Annotated in this window: 17 protein-coding genes; 12 read left to right on the forward strand and 5 right to left on the reverse strand. The window is 71.5% G+C overall.

The features are described from left to right. The first annotated feature begins 39 nt into the window (after positions 1-39). The 3 genes from ASF38_RS11145 to ASF38_RS11155 all read left to right on the forward strand — a co-directional run bounded on the left by ASF38_RS11145 (position 40) and on the right by ASF38_RS11155 (position 4096). Positions 40-1872 (forward strand): long-chain fatty acid--CoA ligase, encoded by a 1833-nt coding sequence (locus ASF38_RS11145; RefSeq protein ID WP_055965272.1) that lies wholly within the window; start codon positions 40-42, stop codon positions 1870-1872. A gap of 3 nt (positions 1873-1875) precedes the next feature. After that, the gene (gene hemW / locus ASF38_RS11150; protein WP_056576092.1) at positions 1876-3066 is read left to right on the forward strand and encodes a radical SAM family heme chaperone HemW; all 1191 of its coding nucleotides are present in this window, start codon (positions 1876-1878) and stop codon (positions 3064-3066) included. Positions 3067-3223: 157 nt separating this feature from the next. Further along, entirely contained in the window at positions 3224-4096 is an 873-nt protein-coding gene (locus tag ASF38_RS11155; protein ID WP_162237350.1) for a CHAP domain-containing protein, read from the forward strand. 38 nt (positions 4097-4134) lie between these two features. Here the strand turns inward: ASF38_RS11155 and ASF38_RS11160 are convergent, their stop codons facing one another. Beyond that, positions 4135-4983: a DUF3097 domain-containing protein gene (locus tag ASF38_RS11160; protein ID WP_056576098.1), complete on the reverse strand. Its 849-nt coding sequence runs from the start codon at positions 4981-4983 to the stop codon at positions 4135-4137. Beyond that, positions 4976-5407, reverse strand: coding sequence for a hypothetical protein (locus tag ASF38_RS11165; protein ID WP_056555338.1), 432 nt, complete (start codon positions 5405-5407; stop codon positions 4976-4978). Before ASF38_RS11165 ends, ASF38_RS11160 begins: the two co-directional genes overlap by 8 nt. Before the next feature lie 122 nt (positions 5408-5529). Here ASF38_RS11165 and hrcA point away from each other — a divergent pair, with 122 nt between their 5' ends. The 8 genes from hrcA (at position 5530) to era (ending at position 12276) form a co-directional block, all read left to right on the forward strand. Beyond that, the gene (gene hrcA / locus ASF38_RS11170) at positions 5530-6567 is read left to right on the forward strand and encodes a heat-inducible transcriptional repressor HrcA (RefSeq protein ID WP_055965289.1); all 1038 of its coding nucleotides are present in this window, start codon (positions 5530-5532) and stop codon (positions 6565-6567) included. A 15-nt stretch (positions 6568-6582) separates the two neighbouring features. After that, on the forward strand, positions 6583-7737 hold the full coding sequence (gene dnaJ / locus ASF38_RS11175) for a molecular chaperone DnaJ (RefSeq protein WP_055965294.1): 1155 nt from the start codon (positions 6583-6585) through the stop codon (positions 7735-7737). A 19-nt stretch (positions 7738-7756) separates the two neighbouring features. Continuing rightward, positions 7757-8098 (forward strand): histidine triad nucleotide-binding protein, encoded by a 342-nt coding sequence (locus ASF38_RS11180; RefSeq protein ID WP_055965297.1) that lies wholly within the window; start codon positions 7757-7759, stop codon positions 8096-8098. Between the two features lie 101 nt (positions 8099-8199). After that, on the forward strand, positions 8200-9216 hold the full coding sequence (locus ASF38_RS11185) for a PhoH family protein (protein WP_055965301.1): 1017 nt from the start codon (positions 8200-8202) through the stop codon (positions 9214-9216). Further along, the gene (ybeY, locus tag ASF38_RS11190) at positions 9194-9727 is read left to right on the forward strand and encodes an rRNA maturation RNase YbeY (RefSeq protein WP_055965304.1); all 534 of its coding nucleotides are present in this window, start codon (positions 9194-9196) and stop codon (positions 9725-9727) included. Before ASF38_RS11185 ends, ybeY begins: the two co-directional genes overlap by 23 nt. Next, positions 9724-11019: a hemolysin family protein gene (locus ASF38_RS11195; protein WP_055965307.1), complete on the forward strand. Its 1296-nt coding sequence runs from the start codon at positions 9724-9726 to the stop codon at positions 11017-11019. Before ybeY ends, ASF38_RS11195 begins: the two co-directional genes overlap by 4 nt. Continuing rightward, positions 11012-11365: a cytidine deaminase gene (locus tag ASF38_RS11200; RefSeq protein WP_056555341.1), complete on the forward strand. Its 354-nt coding sequence runs from the start codon at positions 11012-11014 to the stop codon at positions 11363-11365. The genes ASF38_RS11195 and ASF38_RS11200 overlap by 8 nt, the downstream gene beginning before the upstream one ends. Next, positions 11362-12276, forward strand: a complete 915-nt coding sequence (gene era / locus ASF38_RS11205) for a GTPase Era (protein WP_056555345.1) — start codon at positions 11362-11364, stop codon at positions 12274-12276. The genes ASF38_RS11200 and era overlap by 4 nt, the downstream gene beginning before the upstream one ends. A gap of 12 nt (positions 12277-12288) precedes the next feature. On the opposite strand, the gene ASF38_RS11210 is transcribed toward era, so the two are convergent. Further along, positions 12289-12555 (reverse strand): acylphosphatase, encoded by a 267-nt coding sequence (locus tag ASF38_RS11210; RefSeq protein ID WP_055965315.1) that lies wholly within the window; start codon positions 12553-12555, stop codon positions 12289-12291. Between the two features lie 56 nt (positions 12556-12611). Between ASF38_RS11210 and ASF38_RS11215 the strand changes: the two genes are divergently transcribed. Beyond that, on the forward strand, positions 12612-13625 hold the full coding sequence (locus ASF38_RS11215; RefSeq protein WP_056576100.1) for a PHP domain-containing protein: 1014 nt from the start codon (positions 12612-12614) through the stop codon (positions 13623-13625). A 29-nt stretch (positions 13626-13654) separates the two neighbouring features. On the opposite strand, the gene ASF38_RS11220 is transcribed toward ASF38_RS11215, so the two are convergent. Then, a complete protein-coding gene (locus ASF38_RS11220) occupies positions 13655-14026 on the reverse strand; it encodes a hypothetical protein (RefSeq protein WP_056576102.1) in 372 nt (123 codons plus the stop codon). 19 nt (positions 14027-14045) lie between these two features. Continuing rightward, positions 14046-14780 (reverse strand): hypothetical protein, encoded by a 735-nt coding sequence (locus ASF38_RS11225; RefSeq protein ID WP_056576104.1) that lies wholly within the window; start codon positions 14778-14780, stop codon positions 14046-14048. Between the last annotated feature and the right edge of the window lie 511 nt (positions 14781-15291).

The following is a 15291-nucleotide window of genomic DNA, read 5'->3' on the forward strand; positions in this document are numbered from 1 at the left end:
CGGCACCACATTCCCCCGGAACGTCGTGTGAGGACATCCATGCCTGTGACCGCCACCCCCGAGCAGCTCAAGATCGTCGAGGACCGTGCGCCCAACGTGGCCCGCATGTTCTACGACCGTGTGGAGCAGACCCCGAACCGGGAGGCCTACCGCTACCCCGACGAGAACGAGGTCTGGCACTCGCTGACCTGGGCCCAGACCGGCGAGCAGGTGACGGCGCTCGCGGCCGGCCTGCTGGCACTCGGCATCGGCCCGGAGGAGCGCGTGGCCATCGCGTCCGGCACCCGTGTGGAGTGGATCTTCTCCGACCTCGCCGTGCTGGCTGCCGGTGCCGCCACCACCACCGTGTACCCGACCACGATGGCCAGCGACGTCGCCTACATCCTGGCCGACTCCGACAGCCGCATCGTCTTCGCCGAGGACGACGAGCAGGTCGCCAAGCTGCGCGAGAAGCACTCCGAGCTCCCCTCCGTCACGAAGGTCGTCGTCTACGACGGCACGCCCGACGGCGACTGGGTCATCGGCTTCGACGACCTCGAGCAGCTCGGCCGCGACCACCTCGCCGCCAACCCGGACGCCGTCAAGGACCGGGTCGCGGCCATCACGCCGCAGTCGCTCGCGACGCTCATCTACACGTCCGGCACGACCGGCCGTCCGAAGGGCGTGCGTCTCCTGCACGACGGCTGGACCTACGAGGGCGCGTGCATCGCCGCAGGCGGCTACCTGACCGCCGACGACCTGCAGTTCCTCTGGCTGCCGATGGCGCACTCCTTCGGCAAGGTGCTCCTCTCGACCCAGCTGCAGATCGGCTTCGCCACGGCCATCGACGGGCGCGTGCCGAAGATCGTCGACAACCTGGCGATCGTCAAGCCGACGTTCATGGGTGCGGCGCCCCGCATCTTCGAGAAGGCCTACGGCCGCATCGTCGGCATGACCGAGGCCGAGGGCGGCGCGAAGCTCAAGATCTTCAAGTGGGCCGAGAAGGTGGGCATCGAGCACTCGCGCGCGGTGCGCGCCGGCAAGCCGATCTCGCCGGTCCTCAAGGCCAAGCACGGTGTGGCCGACAAGCTCGTGTTCTCGAAGGTGCGCGACCGCTTCGGCGGCCGCGTGCGGTTCTTCATCTCCGGTGCCGCGGCGCTCTCGCCCGACATCGCCGAGTGGTTCCACGCCGCCGGCGTCCTCATCCTCGAGGGCTACGGGCTCACCGAGAACTCCGCCGGCGCCACGGTCAACCACCCGACCGACTTCAAGCTCGGCTCGGTCGGCATCCCGATGCCCGGCAGCGAGATCCGCATCGCCGAGGACGGCGAGGTCCTCGTCAAGGGCCCGCACGTCATGCAGGGCTACCACAACCTCGACTCCGAGAGCGCCTCGTCGCTCACCGAGGACGGGTGGCTGCACACCGGCGACGAGGGCCGTCTCGACGAGGACGGCTTCCTCTACATCACGGGCCGCAAGAAGGAGCTCTTCAAGACCTCCGGCGGCAAGTACGTGGCTCCGCCGCACATCGAGGGCATCTTCAAGGGCATCAGCTCGCTGACCAGCCAGATCGTGGTGCACGGCAACGAGCGCAACTTCTGCTCCGCTCTCATCACGCTCGATCCCGACGCGGTCGCCGAGTGGGCCACGGCGCACGGCATGGAGGGCAAGTCCTACTCCGAGGTCGTCTCCTCGCCGCAGATGCACGAGGTGATCTCCGGCCAGATCGACGAGCTCAACTCCAAGATCAACCGCTGGGAGACGATCAAGAAGTTCGCCATCCTGGACCACGACCTGTCGATCGAGTCCGGCGAGATCACGCCGAGCATGAAGGTCAAGCGCAACGTGGTGGAGTCGAACTACAAGCACATCCTGGACGGCTTCTACGCTTAGTCCATGACCTCGACCGAACGGCCCGCTCCCGACACCGGGGGCGGGCCGTCCGGCGTGCCCGCGACGGCAGCCGGATTCGGTGTGTACGTCCACGTCCCGTTCTGCTCGGTCCGCTGCGGCTACTGCGACTTCAACACCTACACCGCCGACGAGCTCGGCGAGGGTGCCACCCGCGCGACGTACGCCTCCTCGGCGCTGCAGGAGGTGCGGCGCATGGCCGAGGCCGTCGGGCCCCGGCCGGTCGAGACGGTCTTCTTCGGGGGAGGCACCCCCACCCAGCTCCCCGCCGACGACCTCGTCGGCGTGCTCCGGTCGATCGACGAGCACCTCGGGCTGCGCCCGGGTGCCGAGGTGACCACGGAGGCCAACCCCGACAGCGTCACGCCGGCGTCGCTGGCACGCCTGCGCGAGGGCGGCTTCACCCGCATCTCCTTCGGGGTGCAGTCCGCCGTGCCGCACGTGCTCGCCACGCTGGACCGGACGCACGACCCCGCCCGCGTCCCCGACGCGGTGCGCTGGGCCCGGGAGGCCGGGTTCGAGCAGGTGAGCCTCGACCTCATCTACGGCACCCCGGGCGAGTCGATGGACGACTGGCGGACCAGCCTGGACCAGGCGGTCTCCCTCGAGCCCGACCACGTCAGCGCCTACGCGCTCATCGTGGAGGACGGGACGGCCTTCGCGCGCAAGGTCCGGCGCGGCGAGGTGGTCATGCCCGACGACGACGAGACCGCCGACAAGTACCTGCTCGCCGACGCGACCCTCACCGCAGCGGGCCTGGGTTGGTACGAGCTGTCGAACTGGGCCCGCGACGAGGCCGCACAGTGCCGCCACAACCTGCTGTACTGGCACGGCGCCGAGTGGTGGGGCGTGGGTCCGGGCGCGCACTCCTACGTCGACCGACGGCGCTGGTGGAACGTCAAGCATCCTGCCGCCTACGCGCAGCGACTGGCTGCGGGCGACCCGGTCGAGGCCGACGGTGAGGACATCGACGACCCCACGGCCGCTCTCGAGCGGATCATGCTGGAGATCCGGCTGAGGTCCGGTCTGCCTGTGGCGGCGCTCGACCCCTCGGTGCGGGCGCAGGTGCCGGTGCTCGCCGCGCGCGGTCTGGTCGACGTCGTGGACGCGCGTCTCGTGCTCACCCTGGAGGGCCGCCTGCTCGCCGACGCCGTGGTCCGGGACCTCACGGACTAGGACGCCCGCCCCAGTCCAAGGGACTTTCGTCATTCGGATGGCGTGACCAAAGGCACGGTCCTACGGTGCTCCTGGGAGCAAGAAACGACTCGGGGGAGTTGGCGAGGGAGCAATGCGCATCGCGCATTGGCCAGCTCTGATCAGCATGCTGATCGGCATGGCCATCATCAGTGTGCCGACGTCTGCGGACGCGGCACCACGCACCGTGCTGTGCACGGGATACAAGCAGTGCGCCGCCAAGGGGTACACCCACGGCGGCTACGCGTCGGTCCGGTCGCGGTCGTACTGGAACATGACGCCCGGTCGCAGCTGCACGAACTACGTCGCGTACCGACTCACCAGGAACCGACTGGTCGCGCGACCGCCCGGCACCGACGCCGCCCTCACGTGGGGCGCGGCCGCTCGGGCCGCCGGACTGCGGGTGAGCGCTTCGGCACCACGCCGTGGCGACGTGGCCTGGTGGAAGGCCGACCGAGGACTGGCCGGCAAGAAGGGGCACGTCGCCGTCGTGGAGCGGGTCCGTGCGGACGGTTCCATCGTCGTCTCCGAGGACAACATGAACCGGACCTTCATGTGGCGCACCGTGCGACGAGGCACGGGGTGGCCGTCCGGCTTCATCCGCTACCCCACGTCGGACGGGTCGCCGTCGGGCGTCCTGGAGTCGCTCGAGGCGACGGACGGGATGGTGGCGGTGCGCGGCGCGGCGAGCGAGCCCGACCGGTGGGGGCGTCCGGTCGCCTACACGGTCGCGCTGGGCGCGCCGCTGGACCGGGCGCCGGCGGAGACCTTCACGTTCTCCTCCGCCTACTTCCGGTTCTCGTGGCGGCGCACCGTCCAGGTGCGCGGCGAGCTGCGCGCCTACCTCTATGCGCACAACGCCTCAGGCACCAGGGGCACGGACGTGCTGCTCGGCGTGGCCGACCTGGAAGTACGGGACGACGGCACCACTCGGGGCGTCGCCGTGCCACGAGCGGACTGGCTCGACGACGTGGTCGCCCCGGTGCTCGGGCCGGTGGTCGGGCCGGGCTGACGGTCCTCGTCGGTGGGCCTCGCGAGACGCCGTGCCGCTCAGGGAGCGGTGACGAAGTCGATGAGCTCCTCGACCCGGCCCAGGAACTCCGGCTCCAGGTCGGTCCACGACCGGACGCGCGAGAGGATGTGCTGCCACGCGCGAGCGATGTCGGCCTGCTCGGCGTGCGGCCAGCCGAAGGCCGCGCAGATCCCACGCTTCCACTCGATGCTGCGCGGGACCACGGGCCAGGCGTCCACGCCGAGACGACCCGGCTTCACGGCCTGCCACACGTCGACGTAGGGGTGCCCGACGACGAGCACGTGGTCGCGGTCCGAGAGCCTCGCAGCGATGCGCGACTCCTTGGACCCCGGGACGAGGTGGTCGACGAGGATGCCGAGGCGACGGTGGGGACCGGGGTCGAAGTCGTCGACAACCCCGACGAGGTCGTCCACGCCGTGCAGCATCTCCACGGCCACGCCCTCCACCCGCAGGTCGTCGCCCCACACCTTCTCGACGAGCTCGGCGTCGTGCTTGCCCTCGACGAGGATCCGGCTGGGCAGGGCGACCCGTGCACGCTGTCCGGCGACCGCACGCGACCCGGACGCGGTGCGGGCCGCGGCCTTCGGTGCCGCCGCGACCGGAGCGACGAGCACGACCGGCCGGCCCTCCAGGAGGAAGCCCGGTCCGAGCGGGAACGACTTGCGACGCAGGTGGCGGTCCTCCAGCATCACCATGCCGAGGTCGCGCTCCACGCGGACGACCTCGCCGACCCACCCCGAGGTGACCTCCTCGACCACGATGCCGAGGTCGGCAGGGGCCTCGGTGGAGCGACCGCGCGGGGGAGCCTTCCAGTCGCCGGCCAGCACGTCCTGGCCGTAGCGCCCCGGGTGCCTGGCCTCAGCCATGCAGCACCCCGAGCAGCGTCTGGTGGAAGTCCTCCAGGTCCTCGCGGGCGATGGGTCCGCTGCTGGTGAGGATGCGGGTCGAAGGGCGGGTGAGCCCGACGGCGAGGTCCACGGCGGCCGGCCAGCTGGGCGTGACGGTCGACGGGACCGTGTCGAGCGGGGGGACGAGGTCGCCGAGCGCGACCACGTCGCCGTCGGGGACGACGAGCACCAGCTCGCCGCCCAGGGGGCCGTGGCCCAGGTGCACCACCTCGACGAACAGGTCGCCGAGGTCGGCGGCCCAGACCGAGCTGAGGGTGCCGCCACGCGACTCGTGCATGAGGAAGGTGCCGTCGGAGAGGGTGACCCGACGAGGTCGGTAGGTGAGGGTACGCGTGGTGCCCGTGACCGAGACGACCTCTCCCTCGCTCCCGATTGCTCCCACCTCGTTAGACTGGCACTTGCCCTGGGTGAGTGCCAAAGCGCCACGCCGCGTCGTCGTGCCCCGTCTGCGCGCCCCGGGGCCGTCACGACCCAGCAGGCCCGATCAGCAGAGAGGAGACCGCCGTGCCGGAGGACCGAAGACTCGCCTCTGACGACCGTCGCCTCGAGGTGCTGCGCGCCATCGTCGAGGACTACGTCGAGACCCAGGAGCCCGTGGGCTCCCGGGCGCTCGTGGAGCGGCACCAGCTCGGTGTCTCGCCGGCGACCATCCGCAACGACATGGCGGCCCTGGAGGACGAGGGCTACATCGCGCAGCCGCACACGAGCGCGGGCCGGGTGCCCACCGACAAGGGCTACCGGCTGTTCGTCGACCGGCTGTCCCAGGTGAAGGCGCTCTCGACGCCCGAGCGACGCGCCATCGAGACCTTCCTCGGGGGAGCGGTCGACGTCGACGACGTCGTGCAGCGCAGCGTCAAGGTGCTGGCCCAGCTGACCAACCAGGTCGCGATCGTGCAGTACCCGTCGCTGACCCGCTCCACCGTGCGCCACGTCGAGGTCGTCGCGCTCGAGCACGCACGCGTGCTGCTCGTGGTGATCACCAGCAGCGGCCGGGTGGAGCAGCGCGTCGTCGAGCTCGAGTCCACGCCGGGCGACGTGCTGCTGTCCGACGTGCGCTCACGCATCATGACCGCCACCATCGGGCAGCGGCTGCCCGAGGCGTCGCTGCGCCTGGCCGAGGTGATCGGCACGTTCGCCGAGACCGACCGGCCTCTCGTCACGTCGGTGGTCACCACGCTCACGCACGTGTTCTCCGACGAGCGGTCCGACGAGCGCATCGCCGTCGGCGGCACCGCCAACCTGGCGCGCTTCGGCCGCGACTTCGACTCCTCGATCCGCCCCGTCCTCGAGGCGCTCGAGGAGCAGGTCGTGCTCCTGAAGCTCCTCGGCGAGGCGACCACCGACCCCACCGTGCGCATCGGCCTCGAGACCGGTAGCGAGGGACTGGCGGGCACCGCCGTCGTCTCCTCGGCGTACGGCACCCCCGAGCAGGCGCTCGCCACGTTGGGCACGCTCGGACCCACCCGCATGGACTATCCAGGAACCATGGCCGCCGTCGGCGCGGTCGCCCGCTACGTCGGGCGACAGCTGGCGGACGGCTGAACAGGACGAGGACCAATGGCACAGGACTACTACGAGCTGCTGGGCGTGTCCCGGTCGGCGACGCCCGAGGAGCTCAAGAAGGCGTACCGCCGGCTCGCGCGCCAGCTGCACCCCGACGTGAACGACGCACCCGACGCGGCCGACCGTTTCAAGGAGGTCACCACCGCCTACGAGGTGCTCTCCGACCCGCAGAAGAAGTCGGTCTACGACCGCGGCGGCAACCCGCTCGGCGGCGGGGGCGGCGCGGGCGGCTTCGCCGGCGGCGGCTTCAGCTTCGACGACATCATGGACGCGTTCTTCGGCGGCGGGGGCAACACCCGCGGGCCGCGATCGCGCGTCCAGCGCGGGCAGGACGCCCTGCTGCGCCTGCAGGTCGACCTCGCGGAGGCCGCGTTCGGCGTCACCCACGACATCAAGGTCGACACGGCGGTCGTGTGCACGCGCTGCGACGGCAGCGGGGCCGAGGACGACTCCGAGGCCGTCACCTGCGGCACGTGCCACGGGCACGGCGAGGTGCAGCACGTGCAGCGCACGCCGCTGGGCAGCGTCCGGACCGCCCGCCCGTGCCCGACCTGCCACGGCTTCGGCTCGGTCATCCCCGACCCGTGCCACGAGTGCAACGGCGACGGCCGGGTCCGGTCGCGTCGCTCGCTGACCGTCTCGATCCCTGCCGGCGTCGACCAGGGCACCCGCATCCAGCTGGCCGGCGAGGGCGAGGTCGGCCCCGGCGGAGGACCCCCCGGCGACCTCTACATCGAGGTCGAGGTGGCCCGTCACCCCGTCTTCACCCGCAAGGGCGACCAGCTGCGCTGCCAGGTCACCCTGCCGATGACCGCTGCGGCCCTCGGCACGCACGTCGACCTGCCGACGCTCGAGGCCGACCTGGCCGACCAGGACGGGCCCGACACCGTGGGCCTGGAGGTGCCGGCCGGAACGCAGTCCGGCGAGACCCTGACGCTGCGTGGCCAGGGCGTGCCGCGGCTGCGCGGCCCCGGTCGCGGCGACCTCGTGGTCGAGATGGTCGTCGAGACCCCGGACCGGCTCGACGACGAGCAGCGCGAGCTGCTCAAGCAGCTGGCCGAGCTGCGCGGCGAGGACCGTCCCGAGGCACAGATGGGCTCGACGCACCGGCACGGCATGTTCGGGCGCATCAAGGACGCCTTCCGCTGAGGTGCGGTAGGAAGGGACCATGAGCCAAGACGACTGCCTGTTCTGCGCGATCGTCGCCGGTCGGGTTCCCGCCGACGTGGTGGCCGAGGACGAGCACGCGCTCGCGTTCCGCGACATCAGCCCGCAGGCGCCCACCCACGTGCTGGTGATCCCGCGGGTCCACCAGCCCGACGTCGGCAGCCTCGCCGAGGCCGAGCCGGAGGCGGCGGTCGGGCTGCTGCGGCTCGCGCGTCGCGTGGCGCAGGAGGCGGGCGGCTCCTACCGACTCGTGTTCAACACCGGCGCCGACGCCCACCAGACCGTCTTCCACTGCCACGGTCACGTCCTCGCCGGGCGTGCGCTGGGCTGGCCCCCAGGCTGACGTCCCCGGGTTCCGGGTCCTCGTCGGCCACGGGACGAGCCCGCGACGCCGGTCGTGGGTTGCGCGCGTGTCGCCTGCCCCCCGTACGATGGTGGACAGACATGACTTCTGACTTGCCCGGGGACCAGCGACCCCACACCTTCACCGTCCCGACCAGCATCGACACCGTCGCCCTCTACGGTCCGGCCGACGCGTTCCTGCGCATCGTCGAGGACGCCTTCGACGCCACCGTGCACGCGCGCGGCAACGTCGTGACCGTCACCGGCGAGCCCGGCGAGGTGGCCCTCGTGGAGCGGCTGCTCGACGAGCTCGTCGCCATCGTGCGCACCGGCCAGGGCCTCACGGCCGAGACGGTCGAGCGCAGCATCTCGATGCTCCGCACCGAGACGCAGGAGCGCCCGGCCGAGGTGCTCAGCCTGAACATCCTGAGCAACCGTGGCCGCACCATCCGGCCCAAGACGCTCAACCAGAAGAAGTACGTCGACGCGATCGACAAGCACACGATCGTCTTCGGCATCGGCCCGGCCGGCACCGGCAAGACCTACCTCGCCATGGCCAAGGCCGTGCAGGCGCTGCAGGCCAAGGAGATCACCCGCATCATCCTCACGCGGCCCGCGGTCGAGGCGGGGGAGCGGCTGGGATACCTGCCCGGCACGCTCAGCGAGAAGATCGATCCGTACCTGCGTCCGCTCTACGACGCGCTGCACGACATGCTCGATCCCGAGACGATCCCCAAGCTGCTCACCAGCGGGACCATCGAGATCGCGCCGCTGGCGTACATGCGCGGCCGCACCCTGCAGGACGCGTTCATCATCCTCGACGAGGCGCAGAACACCACCCCCGAGCAGATGAAGATGTTCCTCACCCGGCTCGGCTTCGGCTCCCAGATCGTCGTCACCGGCGACGTCAGCCAGGTCGACCTGCCGTCGGGCCAGAAGAGCGGTCTGCGCGTCGTGCGCGACATCCTCGCCGACGTCAAGGACATCCACTTCTCCACGCTCACGTCGCAGGACGTCGTCCGCCACAAGCTGGTCGGTCGCATCGTCGCCGCCTACGACGCCTTCGAGTCGGCGTCGGGCCCGGGGCAGGTGGACCATGAACGTCGACGTCCTCGATGAGTCGGGGCAGGGCGTCGACGTCGTCGCCCTCACCCGGCTCTGCCGGTTCGTCATGCGCCGCATGCGGCTGCACCCGGCCACCGAGCTGACCGTCCGCCTGGTCGACACCGACACCATCGCCGTGCTCAACGAGCAGTGGATGGGCAAGAAGGGCCCCACCGACGTGCTCTCCTTCCCCATGGACGAGCTCTCGCCGGGCCGGCAGGACCGCGAGCCCGAGGAGGAGCCCGAGGGCTACCTCGGCGACATCGCGCTCTGCCCCCAGGTGGCGGCGCAGCAGGCCCCGGCGGCCGGGCACGATCCGTCCGACGAGATCGAGCTGCTCACCGTGCACGGCATCCTCCACCTGCTGGGCTACGACCACGCCACCGCCGAGGAGCACGCCGAGATGTTCGGCATCCAGGGACGTCTGCTCCTGGAGTGGCAGCGAGCGGCTGCCGGCACGGACGTCGAGGAGGGCTCCCTGGCCACCGGGTCCGGAGCCGTCGAGCCGAAGGACACGCCCCGATGACCGTGGCGATCGTCGCGTCGATCGTCCTGGCGATCCTCGCTGGTCTGTTCGCGAGCATCGACGCCGCTCTGTCCTCGTTCTCGCGCGCACGCGCGGCCGAGCTCGGCGACGAGGGTCGCGGTGGTGCGGCGGCGCTCAGCCGCATCCTCGAGGACCCCGCCCCGGCCCTGAACGCCGTGCTGCTGCTGCGGGTCGTGTGCGAGACGGCGGCCATCGTCCTGGTCGCCCTCGTGGTCGACGACTACGTCGACGGACTGTGGTGGCAGATCGGCGTGGCCGTGGCGATCATGGTCGTCGTCTCCTACGTCCTCATCGGCGTCGGGCCCCGCACTCTCGGGCGTCAGCACAGCGAGTCGGTCGCGCTCGCGTCCGCCGGGCCCGTGCGCCTCATCACGGCCCTCCTGGGGCCGGTTCCGCGCCTGCTGATCGTCGTCGGCAACGCCCTGACGCCCGGACGTGGCTTCCGCGAGGGCCCGTTCGCCTCGGAGGTCGAGGTCCGCGAGCTGGTCGACCTGGCGGCGGCCAGCAGCGTCATCGAGTCCGACGAGTCCAAGATGATCCAGTCGGTCTTCGAGCTGGGAGACACGATCGTGCGCGAGGTGATGGTGCCGCGCCCCGACCTCGTGTTCATCGAGCACTCCAAGACGCTGCGCCAGGCCATGTCCCTCAGCCTGCGCAGCGGGTACTCGAGGGTGCCCGTGATCGGCGAGAACCTCGACGACGTCCTGGGAATGGCCTACCTGAAGGACGTCACCAAGCGCGTCTTCGACAACCACGTGGCCGAGTCCACCGAGAAGGTCGACTCGATCATGCGACCGTGCCTGTTCGTCCCCGACACCAAGCCGGCCGACGACCTCCTGAAGGAGATGCAGGCGCAGCGCACCCACGTCGCGATCGTCGTCGACGAGTTCGGCGGCACGTCGGGCATGGTCACCATCGAGGACATCCTCGAGGAGATCGTCGGCGAGATCACCGACGAGTACGACACCGAGCCCGACGAGCTCGAGGCGTTGTCGGACGGGTCCTACCGGGTGAGCGCACGCTACGACGTCGACGACCTGGGCGAGCTGTTCGACATCGACCTCGACGACGAGGACGTCGACTCGGTCGGCGGCCTGGTCGCCAAGCACCTCGGCAAGGTGCCGATCCCCGGCAGCACGGTCGAGATCGATGGTCTGAAGCTCGTGGCCGAGGCACCCAGCGGACGCCGCAATCGCATCGGACGCGTGCACGTGTCGCGCCTGGAGCCCGAGCCCGTGTCCGAGCCGAGCAACGGAGGATCCCGTGACTGACCGACCCGACAGCGACCCGGTGACCCTCGCCCCGGAGGACGCCAAGCTGGTGACCCTCGCACGAGCCACGCGAGCACGCACGCAGGCTCCCGCGGGGGCCGCCGTGCGCGACCTCGACGGGCGCACCTACGCGGCCGCCCAGGTCGACCTCCCGTCGGTCCGGGTCGGGGCGCTCGAGCTGGCCGTGGCCATGGCGGTGTCGTCGGGCGCGCGAGGCCTCGAGGCCGCCCTGGTGGTCGCCGACGACCTGCCCGACGTCGCGCCCGTGCGCGACCTCGCCGGCGACGGGGTGCCGGTGCTCCTGGCCGACCCGGCCGGTCGGGTCGTCGACAGGACGACCACATGAGCTTCCGGTCCGGCTTCGCCTGCTTCGTCGGTCGCCCCAACGCCGGCAAGTCCACGCTCACGAACGCGCTGGTGGGTGAGAAGGTCGCCATCACGTCGTCCAAGCCGCAGACCACGCGGCACGCCATCCGTGGGCTCGTGCACCGCCCCGACGCCCAGCTCGTGCTGGTCGACACGCCCGGTCTGCACCGTCCGCGGAACACGCTGGGACAACGCCTCAACGACATCGTCCGCACCACCTGGGCCGAGGTCGACACGATCGCGATGTGCTTCCCCGCCGACCAGAAGATCGGCCCCGGGGACCGCTTCCTCGTCGCCGAGCTGGCCAGGATCCGGCGGGCGCCCGTGCTGGCCGTGGTCACCAAGACCGACCTGGTGGCACCCGAGCGGGTCGGGGAGCAGCTGATGGCGGTGCAGGAGGCCGGTCGTGCCGCTGGTCTGGAGTGGCGCGAGATCGTGCCCGTCTCGGCCGTCAACGGCGACCAGGTCGGCCTGTTGTCGGACCTGCTGGTGGCGACGCTGCCCGAGGGCCCGGCCCTGTACCCCGAGGGTCAGCTCACCGACGAGCCCGAGACGACGCTGGTCGCCGAGATCGTCCGCGAGGCCGCCCTGGAGGGTGTGCACGACGAGCTGCCGCACTCCATCGCCGTCGTGGTCGACGAGATGACCCCGCGCGAGGACCGTCCGGCCGACCGTCCGTTGCTCGATGTGCGGGTCAACGTGTACGTCGAGCGCGACAGCCAGAAGGGCATCGTGATCGGTCGCAAGGGTGCGCGGCTCAAGGAGATCGGCACGACCTCCCGCGGCCAGATCGAGCGCCTCCTCGGCACGCCGGTGCACCTCGACCTGCACGTGAAGGTGGCCAAGGACTGGCAGCGCGACCCCAAGCAGCTGCGCAAGCTCGGCTTCTGAGCCGGGTCGGGGTCAGACGGTCCTGAAGCCCGACTCGCCCTGCGGGACCTCGTCGGTGACGACCACCTCGGTCACCGACGCGCGCGGAGGCCCGCCACGGCACCAGGCGACCATCCGGTCGACGGCGGCCGGCTCACCCTCGAAGGCCGCCTCGACCGTGCCGTCGGGTCGGTTGGTGACCCAGCCGGCCAGGCCGAGGCGGCCCGCCTCCTGCTCGCACGAGGCGCGGAAGAAGACCCCCTGCACCCGACCGTGGACGACGACGCGACGGCGGACCATGGGAGGACCGTACCCGTGCACTGGCGGCGCCTCGGCGACCGCGACACGATGGCGTCATGGACCCCGTGTCGGCGCTCGACGAGATCGGCTTCTGGCTGGAGCGTTCCCGTGGGTCGACCTACCGGGTCGAGGCCTTCCGCAGGGCCGCCCGCACGCTCGCCTCGCGTGACGACGTCGAGCAGCTGGCCTCCGCGGGTCGGTTGCGGACGGTCGACGGCATCGGTGAGCGGACGGCCGGTGTCGTCGTCGAGGCGCTGCAGGGGAGGGTGCCCGCCTACCTCGTCGAGCTGCGGGAGCAGGGGGAGGGTCCGCTCGTCCCGGGCGGCGAGCAGGTGCGGGCGATGTTGCGTGGCGACCTGCACGCCCACACGGACTGGTCCGACGGCGGTTCACCGCTCGAGCTGATGGCTCGAACCGCGGCTCGGCTCGGGCACGAGTACCTCGCGATCACCGACCACTCGCCACGCCTGACGATCGCGAACGGGCTGACGGCCGACCGGCTCGAGGCGCAGCTGGAGCTCCTCGCCGAGGTGGACGCCGAGGTCGACGGCGTCAGGGTCCTCTCGGGCATCGAGGTCGACATCCACAAGGACGGGTCGCTGGACCAGGACGACGTCCTGCTCGACCGGCTCGACGTCGTGGTGGCCAGCGTGCACTCGGACCTCCGGGCCGACAGCATCGCGATGACCCGGCGCATGCTCGGCGCGGTGCGGCACCCGGCCACGGACGTGCTCGGCCACTGCACCGGCCGGCTCGTGGAGGGCTCGCGGGGGAAGCGGCCGCAGAGCAGGTTCGACGCGAAGAGGGTCTTCGCAGCGTGCGCCGAGCACGGCGTGGCCGTCGAGATCAACGCCCGACCCGAAAGGGCGGACCCACCGGACGACCTGGTGGCCCTGGCGCTCGACGCGGGCTGCCTGTTCAGCATCGACTCCGACGCGCACGCCCCCGGTCAGCTCGACTTCCTGGACCACGGGTGCGCCCGCGCCGCCGCTCTGGGCGTACCCACCGATCGCATCGTCAACACGTGGCCGGTCGACGACCTGCTCGCCTGGACGTCGCGCCGCGCCTGACCCCACCGCAGCCCGAGGGGCGAGCGGCACTAGGTCGCGGGGGAGCCCGCGGCCTCGCACACGTCGGCCGTGGCCGCCAGCGTCCTCAGGTAGTCGGTGTGCACGTCGGCGGCCTCGGTGCCGGTCGGGGTCGTCGCCACTGCGGCAGCCGCACGGGCCAGCGGTCGGAGCTCGGCGGCGTCGGACGTCGACAGGGTGTCGGCCTCCGCAGTGAGGGCGTCGGCGAACGTGCGCATCGCTGCGACGTCGTCCCGTGCGACGTCGCGGTCCACGTGCTCCGCGACGAGGTCGCACCCCGCTGCGAGGGGGTCGGCGCCACCGGCCGCATCCCTGTCAGCGCCCGCCGAGCACCCCGCCAGCAGCACGACGACCGCGAGGGTGGCCCACGTCCTGGACGTCATCGTCGTCGTGAGCCAGGGCTCACAGGTGGGCGGCGAGGGTGCGAGCGTCGCGTGGCGAGACGGGGTCGGGGACGCGGCCGGTGACCTCGTCGTAGACGTCGATCAGCTCGCCGAGGTCGCGGACCATGCGACGAGCACGGGCATGGCCGTCGGCGCAGTCGGCGCGGCACTCGCCGGCAGCCACGCGGTGCGCGACGGCGAGCGTCGCGAGGGACCACGCCTCGGGTGCGGTCAGGTCGGGGGCCGCGGCGAACGCCATGATCCGCGATGCGTTGCGGTGATGGTCGGCGTGGTCCTCGTCGAGGTCGCCCTCGCGACTCGGGGTCGTCCGCGCGACCTCCCAGGCCGCGGCCACCTGCTCGACGTCCGTGCTGTCGTGGAGGTCGTCATCGTGGGCGTCGAGCAGCGCGAGCGTGCGGTCCGCGTAGCCCTGGGCGCCGGCCCGTGCCGTGGGATCGACGAGACGCAGAACCTGGCGGGCCTGGGCCAGCCGCAGGCGGGTCCGCAGCTCAACCGAGTCCTCGCTCGTGCCGAAGAGGCGTCCGACGAGCGGGACCAGGCGGTGGCGGTCGGCGTCGCTGGAGAGGTCGTTCGCGACCCTCGCCTCGTGCGCGAGCAGCGGGTGGGTGCACTCCGGGCGGTCGCTCCACGGCTCGCCGGCCAGCACGGAGACGTACTCCATGACGCACGCCTCGCCGGCCTCGGCGTCGTGGGCGCCGGCCGTGAGCGTGGGCAGACCGGTGGGGAGCGTCATGCCTCCATGATCCCAGGAGAGGCAAGGGTCGGCGCGTCGTCCTTCTGCTGCGCTGCTCCGGCTGGTTCTCGACCTGCGGCTGCGTCGCTTCGGCTCGGTCTCGACCTGCTGCTGCGTCGCTCCGGGTAGGTCGTGCCTTGCCGCTGCGTCGCTGTGGTTCGTCGTCGACCTGCGCTCCGAAAGGGCCTCGACCGGCGGCGGGGTCCGGGCTCGGGTTGGGTTCTCGGAGCGCGGCTCGGGGGGACGCAAGGTTCTGCGTTCGTGCGTGAGGCGTCTACGGATGCTGCGTTCGTGTTCGGATCCCGTCACCAACGCAGCATCGTTCGGGCTTCAGCACGCGAAGGCAGAATCTTGCGTCCGCGGGGCCGGTTCGCGCGTCGGGTGGGCAGGGATTCTCCTTTTGCGTCGGACGGTCCACGAGAAGGGAGAATCCCTGCCCGTACGGGCACCTTTTCGTCGCCACGATGCTTCCTTCGCGTGGCACGGTCCACGCGAAGGAAGAACCGTGCGT

Origin of the sequence: Aeromicrobium sp. Leaf272, assembly GCF_001422865.1 — a bacterium.
Lineage (GTDB): Bacteria > Actinomycetota > Actinomycetes > Propionibacteriales > Nocardioidaceae > Aeromicrobium.

What these genes read in the sequence shown, in the direction of transcription:
- ASF38_RS11145 (WP_055965272.1), top strand. Translation starts at nt 40, where the DNA reads ATGCCTGTGACCGCCACCCCCGAGCAGCTCAAGATCGTCGAGGACCGT.
- hemW (WP_056576092.1), top strand. Translation starts at nt 1,876, where the DNA reads ATGACCTCGACCGAACGGCCCGCTCCCGACACCGGGGGCGGGCCGTCC.
- ASF38_RS11155 (WP_162237350.1), top strand. Translation starts at nt 3,224, where the DNA reads ATGGCCATCATCAGTGTGCCGACGTCTGCGGACGCGGCACCACGCACC.
- ASF38_RS11160 (WP_056576098.1), bottom strand. Translation starts at nt 4,983, where the DNA reads ATGGCTGAGGCCAGGCACCCGGGGCGCTACGGCCAGGACGTGCTGGCC.
- dnaJ (WP_055965294.1), top strand. Translation starts at nt 6,583, where the DNA reads ATGGCACAGGACTACTACGAGCTGCTGGGCGTGTCCCGGTCGGCGACG.
- ASF38_RS11180 (WP_055965297.1), top strand. Translation starts at nt 7,757, where the DNA reads ATGAGCCAAGACGACTGCCTGTTCTGCGCGATCGTCGCCGGTCGGGTT.
- ASF38_RS11185 (WP_055965301.1), top strand. Translation starts at nt 8,200, where the DNA reads ATGACTTCTGACTTGCCCGGGGACCAGCGACCCCACACCTTCACCGTC.
- ybeY (WP_055965304.1), top strand. Translation starts at nt 9,194, where the DNA reads ATGAACGTCGACGTCCTCGATGAGTCGGGGCAGGGCGTCGACGTCGTC.
- ASF38_RS11195 (WP_055965307.1), top strand. Translation starts at nt 9,724, where the DNA reads ATGACCGTGGCGATCGTCGCGTCGATCGTCCTGGCGATCCTCGCTGGT.
- era (WP_056555345.1), top strand. Translation starts at nt 11,362, where the DNA reads ATGAGCTTCCGGTCCGGCTTCGCCTGCTTCGTCGGTCGCCCCAACGCC.
- ASF38_RS11210 (WP_055965315.1), bottom strand. Translation starts at nt 12,555, where the DNA reads ATGGTCCGCCGTCGCGTCGTCGTCCACGGTCGGGTGCAGGGGGTCTTC.
- ASF38_RS11215 (WP_056576100.1), top strand. Translation starts at nt 12,612, where the DNA reads ATGGACCCCGTGTCGGCGCTCGACGAGATCGGCTTCTGGCTGGAGCGT.
- ASF38_RS11220 (WP_056576102.1), bottom strand. Translation starts at nt 14,026, where the DNA reads ATGACGTCCAGGACGTGGGCCACCCTCGCGGTCGTCGTGCTGCTGGCG.
- ASF38_RS11225 (WP_056576104.1), bottom strand. Translation starts at nt 14,780, where the DNA reads ATGACGCTCCCCACCGGTCTGCCCACGCTCACGGCCGGCGCCCACGAC.